General features: G+C 71.0%; 7 protein-coding genes. 6 read left to right on the forward strand and 1 reads right to left on the reverse strand.

Features of this window, described 5'->3' with window-relative positions:
- Positions 1-138 precede the first annotated feature (138 nt).
- Entirely contained in the window at positions 139-453 is a 315-nt protein-coding gene (groES, locus tag ACXAHD_RS31005) for a co-chaperone GroES (RefSeq protein ID WP_123606067.1), read from the reverse strand.
- A gap of 210 nt (positions 454-663) precedes the next feature.
- On the opposite strand from groES, the gene ACXAHD_RS31010 reads away from it, so the two are divergent.
- From ACXAHD_RS31010 to ACXAHD_RS31035, 6 genes are all read left to right on the forward strand, one after another.
- Complete coding sequence (locus tag ACXAHD_RS31010) at positions 664-1899, forward strand: class I SAM-dependent methyltransferase (RefSeq protein ID WP_281551838.1); 1236 nt, start codon at positions 664-666, stop codon at positions 1897-1899.
- A 45-nt stretch (positions 1900-1944) separates the two neighbouring features.
- Positions 1945-2424, forward strand: a complete 480-nt coding sequence (gene ybaK / locus ACXAHD_RS31015) for a Cys-tRNA(Pro) deacylase (RefSeq protein ID WP_281551839.1) — start codon at positions 1945-1947, stop codon at positions 2422-2424.
- A 278-nt stretch (positions 2425-2702) separates the two neighbouring features.
- Positions 2703-3800 (forward strand): sugar ABC transporter substrate-binding protein, encoded by a 1098-nt coding sequence (locus ACXAHD_RS31020; RefSeq protein ID WP_281551840.1) that lies wholly within the window; start codon positions 2703-2705, stop codon positions 3798-3800.
- Positions 3801-3922: 122 nt separating this feature from the next.
- Positions 3923-4729: an ATP-binding cassette domain-containing protein gene (locus tag ACXAHD_RS31025; protein ID WP_282233573.1), complete on the forward strand. Its 807-nt coding sequence runs from the start codon at positions 3923-3925 to the stop codon at positions 4727-4729.
- Positions 4726-5982 (forward strand): sugar ABC transporter permease, encoded by a 1257-nt coding sequence (locus ACXAHD_RS31030; RefSeq protein ID WP_475055001.1) that lies wholly within the window; start codon positions 4726-4728, stop codon positions 5980-5982. The genes ACXAHD_RS31025 and ACXAHD_RS31030 overlap by 4 nt, the downstream gene beginning before the upstream one ends.
- Positions 5983-6001: 19 nt before the next feature.
- Positions 6002-6279 (forward strand): MarR family transcriptional regulator (locus ACXAHD_RS31035; protein WP_475055002.1); only part of this gene is annotated, 278 nt, incomplete at its 3' end.

Below are 6279 nucleotides of genomic sequence, written 5' to 3' on the forward strand. Positions count from 1 at the left end.
AAAAGCTGGGGCTTTTCACCGGAACGTCCCTTCCACGTGCACGATCTGTGGGCGGTCTGGCGTTTGCCGGCACCGGCCGACGGGCGACGCCCCGAAGCCCCGGGCTGGGGCTTCGGGGCGTTCAGCACTGGCAGTAGGTCACTTCTCGATGACCGCGAGGACGTCGCGGGCGGAGAGCACCAGGTACTCCTCGCCGGCGTACTTGACCTCGGTGCCGCCGTACTTCGAGTAGATGACCGTGTCGCCGACGTTGACGTCAACCGGGATCCGGTTGCCCTTGTCGTCGACGCGGCCGGGGCCGACAGCGAGGACGGTGCCCTCCTGCGGCTTCTCCTTGGCGGTGTCGGGGATCACGATGCCCGACGCCGTGGTGGTCTCAGCCTCGTTCGCCTGGACCAGGATCCGGTCCTCGAGCGGCTTGATCGCAACCTTGGTCGCGGTAGTCACGGGCATACCCTCCTGGGGTATCTGGTTTTGGTGCCGGCCACGTGGGTAACCGGCGTCAATCTGCCTCATGTCCACCGGGCGGATCCGTCGTCGCGGGTGCCGGACCGCCTGGCGTTTCGCTCACCGGCGGGAGCCGGCGGGCTGGCACCCTCGACCCGAGAGTGCTAACCGCAGATTAGCAGTCGCCTGTGCGGAGTGCTAGCCCGATGGCCGAGCATGGACAATGTCGCGGTGCACCCGGACGAACTGGCCGCCCTGCGCGCCCCGGAAGGCGCGGCCGCGCTGGTCACCGCAGCCGAGGTGCTGGCCGCACCGGGCCGGACGGATCCACTCGCGGCGGCGACCGCGCTGCGTACCGCCGGGGTGCCGGCACCGCTGGCGACCGCCGCGCTCACCCAGGCCGCGCTGCGCGCCCGCGCGGTCGGCAAGTTCGGCCCGGCCGCCGCCCGGATGTTCTTCACCCGCGCCGGCCTGGAGCAGGCCACCCGGTCGGTGGTAACCGACCGGCGCGCCGACCGGTTACGCGCCGCCGGGGTACGCCACCTCGCCGACCTGGGCTGCGGTCTCGGCGCGGACACCCTCGCCGCCGCCCGGGCCGGCATCCGGGTGTACGCGGTGGAGGCCGACCCGGGCACCGCCGCGATCGCCGCCGCCAACGCCGAGGCGACCGGGCTGGCCCACCTGGTCGACGTGGTCTGCGCCGACGCCACCGGAGTCGACCTCACCGGCTACGACGCGGTCTTCTGCGACCCGGCCCGCCGGTCCGGCACCGGTCGGCGCACCTTCGACCCGGACAACTACTCCCCGTCCTGGGACTTCGTCCGGACCCTGGTCGCCCGAGTGCCACGGACCGTACTCAAGGTGGCACCGGGCATCGACCACAGGTTGATCCCGCCAGGAGCCGAGGCCGAGTGGGTCAGCGTCGACCGGGAGGTGGTCGAGGCGGCGTTCTGGTGCGGCCCGCTGGCCGACACCCCACGCCGGGCCACCCTGCTGCGGACCGGCCAGCCGGCCACCGACCTGACCGGCGACGGCGGCGAGCCGGTCACCGTCGGCCCGGTCCGGCGTTACCTGTACGACCCGGACGGGGCGGTGGTCCGCTCGCACCTGGTCGCCGCGTTCGCCGCGACCGTCGACGGCACTCTCGCCGACGAGTCGATCGCCTACGTCTACGCCGACACGCCGACCGACACGCCGTACGGCAGGTGTCTGGAGATCACCGACGTGCTGCCGTTCTCGCTGAAGCGGCTGCGGGCGCTGCTGCGCGAACGCGGTGTCACGCGGCTGGAGATCCTCAAACGCGGATCCCCGCTCGACCCCGCCCAGTTGCGCCGCGACCTGCGGCTGCGTACCGCCTCTGGGGCCGGCGTGGCGGCGAGTCTGGTGCTGACCCGGGTGGCCGGCGCCCCGACGGCGCTGCTCGCCCACCCGGTGCCGGCGCCGGGCCGGTGAGCGCGCCAGCCCGATGAGCGCGCGGGGCCGGTAACGTCGCGCGGCATGGCAGGTACCGCGACTCCGGCGACGACGCTGCTGACCAAGCGGCAGATCACCTTCCAACTGCACCCGTACCGGGTCTCGCCGGACACCCCGGACTACGGCGCGGCGGTCGCGGCCGCCCTCGGCGTCGCCGCCGAGCAGGTGTTCAAGACGCTGGTGGCGCAGGTCGACGGGGCACTCGCCGTCGGCGTCGTGCCGGTCACCGGGGAGCTGGACCTGAAGGCTCTGGCGGTGGCGCTCGGTGGTAAGCGCGCGGTGCTGGCCGAGCGGGTGCTCGCCGAACGGACCACCGGGTACGTCCGGGGCGGGATCAGCCCGATCGGGCAGCGTAAACGCCTGCCGACGGTGCTGGACGCCTCGGCGCAGCGGTACGCCGAAATGTACGTCTCGGCCGGCCGCCGCGGGTTGCAGTTGAGTATCACTCCGGTTGACCTCGCAGCGGTGACTGGCGCCCGATTCGCCCCAATCGCTGCTCACTGATCCGGTCAGGCGACGGGCAGGTGTCCGCCGCGTTGCTGAATTGTTATCGCGAGCAACAAAACTGGTGACGTCACCGTCTTGTGCCCGGCGCCACACTCCTAATACGTTGCCGGACACAACAAAAACCGCGATGGCCCAGCTCAGCCCCAGGCCGTTGCCGTCGCCGGCCGGGCCTCCGGAGCTCACCAGCGCCCCGCGAGCCCACGCCCGAGACCGCACGACACACACCAGCACAACCCCTTGTACGCGAAACATCACCCTTCGAAAGGACCCGAGCGATGCGCAAAGGGATCCTCAGCACCGCCGCCGCCGGTGTCCTGCTCGCCGGCGGCCTGACCGCCTGTGGCAGCGACACCGGCACCGACACCGGCAGCGGCGACACGCCGACCCCGAAGATCGGCGTGATCCTGCCGGACAGCGCCTCCTCCGACCGCTGGGAGACCGCCGACCGGCGCTTCCTGCAGGAGGCGTTCGACGCCGCCGGCGTCAACGCCAGCATCCAGAACGCCCAGGGCGACAAGGCCCAGTTCCAGACCCTCGCCGACCAGATGATCACCGACGGGGCCACCGTCCTGATGATCGTCAACCTGGACTCCGGCACCGGCAAGGCCGTGCTGGACAAGGCCAAGCAGCAGGGCGTCGCCACCATCGACTACGACCGGCTCACCCTGGGCGGCTCCGCCGAGTACTACGTCAGCTTCGACAACGAGGCCGTCGGCCAACTGCAGGGCGAGGGCCTGGTCAAGTGCCTGACCGACGCCGGCGTGGAGAAGCCGACCATCGCCACCCTCAACGGCTCGCAGACCGACAACAACGCCACCCTGTTCAAGGCCGGCTACGACGGCGTGCTCGACCCGCTGTACGAGTCCGGCGAGTACGTCAAGGGCCCGGACCAGTGGGTGCCGGACTGGGACAACACCCAGGCCGCCACGCTGTTCGAGCAGATGCTGACCCAGACCGGCGGCGAGGTCGACGGCGTGCTGGCCGCCAACGACGGCCTCGGCAACGCGGCGATCTCGGTGCTCAAGCGCAACGAGCTCAACGGTCAGGTGCCGGTCACCGGGCAGGACGCCACCCCGCAGGGCCTGCAGAACATCCTCGCCGGCGACCAGTGCATGACCGTCTACAAGGCGATCAAGGCCGAGGCGCAGGCCGCCGCCGACCTGGCGGTCGCGCTGGCGAACGGTGAGCGCAAGGAGGTCGCGCAGACCGTCACCGACCCGGAGACCAACCGGGAGGTGCCGTCGGTGCTGCTCACCCCGCAGGCCATCTACAAGGAGAACGTCGCCGACGTGGTCAACGACGGCTACGTCACCGCCGAGGAGCTCTGCACCGACGAGTTCGCCGAGCTCTGCGCCGAGGCCGGCATCAGCTGACCGGCGTACCGCCGACCGACCGGTAGCCCCGCCGCGGGTGTCACCCGGCAGCACCATCGCCCGGTGACACCCGCGGCGGCGGAACCGGCGCCGGCCGGGCACCCTCACGAAGGAGACCACCCGTGTCCGCGACCCCCCTGCTGCAACTGCGCGGGATCGACAAGAACTTCGGCCCCGTCCAGGTGCTGCGCAACGTCGACTTCGCCGTCCACGCCGGCGAGGTGACCGCGCTCGTCGGCGACAACGGCGCCGGCAAGTCCACCCTGGTCAAGTGCATCAGCGGCATCCACCCGATCGACCGCGGCGAGGTCGTCGTCGATGGCCGCCGGGTGCACATCCACAACCCGCGCGACGCCGCCTCGCACGGCATCGAGGTCGTCTACCAGGACCTCGCGCTCTGCGACAACCTCGACATCGTGCAGAACATGTTCCTCGGGCGGGAGAAGCGCTCCGGGATCGTCCTGGACGAGACCACCATGGAGCAGATGGCCGCGGACACCCTCGCCGGGCTCTCCGTCCGGACCGTCAAGTCGCTGCGGCAGCTCGTCGCCAGCCTCTCCGGCGGCCAGCGCCAGACCGTCGCCATCGCCAAGGCTGTGCTGTGGAACAGCAAGGTCGTCATCCTCGACGAACCCACCGCGGCGCTCGGCGTCGCCCAGACCGCCCAGGTGCTCGAACTGGTCCGCCGGCTCGCCGACAACGGCCTCGCCGTCGTACTGATCTCGCACAACATGAACGACGTCTTCGCGGTGTCGGACCGGATCGCCGCGCTGTACCTCGGCCAGATGGTCGCCCAGGTACGGAGCACGGAGATCACCCACGCGCAGATCGTGGAGCTGATCACCGCCGGCCGCAGCGGTGACCTCGGCCTACCGGCCGACAACGGCACCGAGTACGCCGCCACCAACGGACCGGGAGCCGACCGATGAGCACCGCCACCTCCGCAGTCCAGCGGCCCGCCGCCCCGGCCGACTCGCCCGGCGTCGGCGAACACCTGCGCAACTACTTCTCCCGGATCCGCGGCGGCGACCTCGGCGCGCTGCCCGCGATCCTCGGCCTCGTCGTGCTCTGCACGGTCTTCTCGATCGTGCGGCCCAACTTCTTCACCGCCGGCAACTTTGCCAACCTGTTCATTCAGGGCGGCGCGGTCACCCTGATCGCGATGGGGCTGATCTTCGTCCTGCTGCTCGGTGAGATCGACCTGTCCGCCGGCTTCGCCAGCGGCGTCTGCGCCGCGATCCTGGCGGTCGTCTCCACCGAGATGGGACTGCCCTGGTACGTGGCGGTGCTGGCAGCCGTGGCCACCGGAACCCTGATCGGCACCGTCCTCGGGTTCCTGGTCGCCAAGGTCGGCATCCCGTCGTTCGTGGTCACCCTGGCCGCGTTCCTCGCCTTCCAGGGCACGGTGCTGCTGCTGATCGAAGGCGGCAAGAACGTCTCGCTGCGCGACGACGTGCTGATCGCGATCGTCAACCGCAACGTCCCGCCGGTGATCGGCTGGGCGATCTTCGGCGTCGGGGTGGCCGGGTTCGCGCTGATCCAGCTGCTGCGCTACCGCACCCGGTCCGCCAAGGGCCTGGTCACCGACCCGATCGTGGTGGTGCTAACCCGCATCGGAGTGCTGATCGCGATCGCCGGTGCCGCCGTCTACATCCTCAACCAGGAGCGCAGCATCAACCCGCTGATCACCTCGCTGCGCGGGGTGCCGATCGTGGTGCCGGTCATCGTGGTACTGCTGATCTTCTGGACCTTCGTGCTGCGGCGCACCGCGTACGGCCGGCACATCTACGCGGTCGGCGGCAACCGGGAAGCCGCCCGCCGGGCCGGCATCAACGTCGACCGGATCCGGATCTCCGCCTTCATGATCTGCTCCTCGATGGCCGCCGTCGGCGGCATCGTGGCCGCCAGCCGCGCCAACTCGGTGGACGCCAACACCGGCGGCAGCAACGTGCTGCTGTTCGCCGTCGGCGCGGCGGTGATCGGCGGCACCAGCCTCTTCGGCGGCAAGGGCCGGGTCCTCGACGCGGTCCTCGGCGGCGCCGTGGTCGCGGTCATCGAGAACGGCATGGGACTGCTGAATGTCAGCTCCGGGGTGAAGTTCGTCTTCACCGGTCTGGTGCTGCTGCTGGCCGCCAGCGTCGACGCGCTGTCCCGCCGTCGCGCCGCCGCCGGGTCCCGATGACTGCGGAGACGACGAACCGATGCGGGCAGGACCCAGCCAGGAGGAGATCCGCCGGCACAACCTCGGCGCGCTGCTGCGGCACGTGCACGTGCACGGCGCCACCTCACGGGCCGAACTGACCACCACGCTGGGGCTCAACCGCAGCACCATCGGCGCGCTCACCGCCGACCTGGCCGCCGCCGGCCTGGTCAGCGAGGGCGGTGCCCGGGAAACCGGCCGGGGGGGGGGGAACACGCAGGGACCGCCGCCAGAGACCAAGAAAGGGGGGGATGGAGGGAGGCAAACGCAAAGTAGAGA

The sequence above is a fragment of the Micromonospora sp. ABR4_055 genome (assembly GCF_056160425.1).

Coding starts and splice junctions, on each gene's coding strand:
- groES (WP_123606067.1), bottom strand. CDS start 453: ATGCCCGTGACTACCGCGACCAAGGTTGCGATCAAGCCGCTCGAGGAC.
- ACXAHD_RS31010 (WP_281551838.1), top strand. CDS start 664: ATGGACAATGTCGCGGTGCACCCGGACGAACTGGCCGCCCTGCGCGCC.
- ybaK (WP_281551839.1), top strand. CDS start 1,945: ATGGCAGGTACCGCGACTCCGGCGACGACGCTGCTGACCAAGCGGCAG.
- ACXAHD_RS31020 (WP_281551840.1), top strand. CDS start 2,703: ATGCGCAAAGGGATCCTCAGCACCGCCGCCGCCGGTGTCCTGCTCGCC.
- ACXAHD_RS31030 (WP_475055001.1), top strand. CDS start 4,726: ATGAGCACCGCCACCTCCGCAGTCCAGCGGCCCGCCGCCCCGGCCGAC.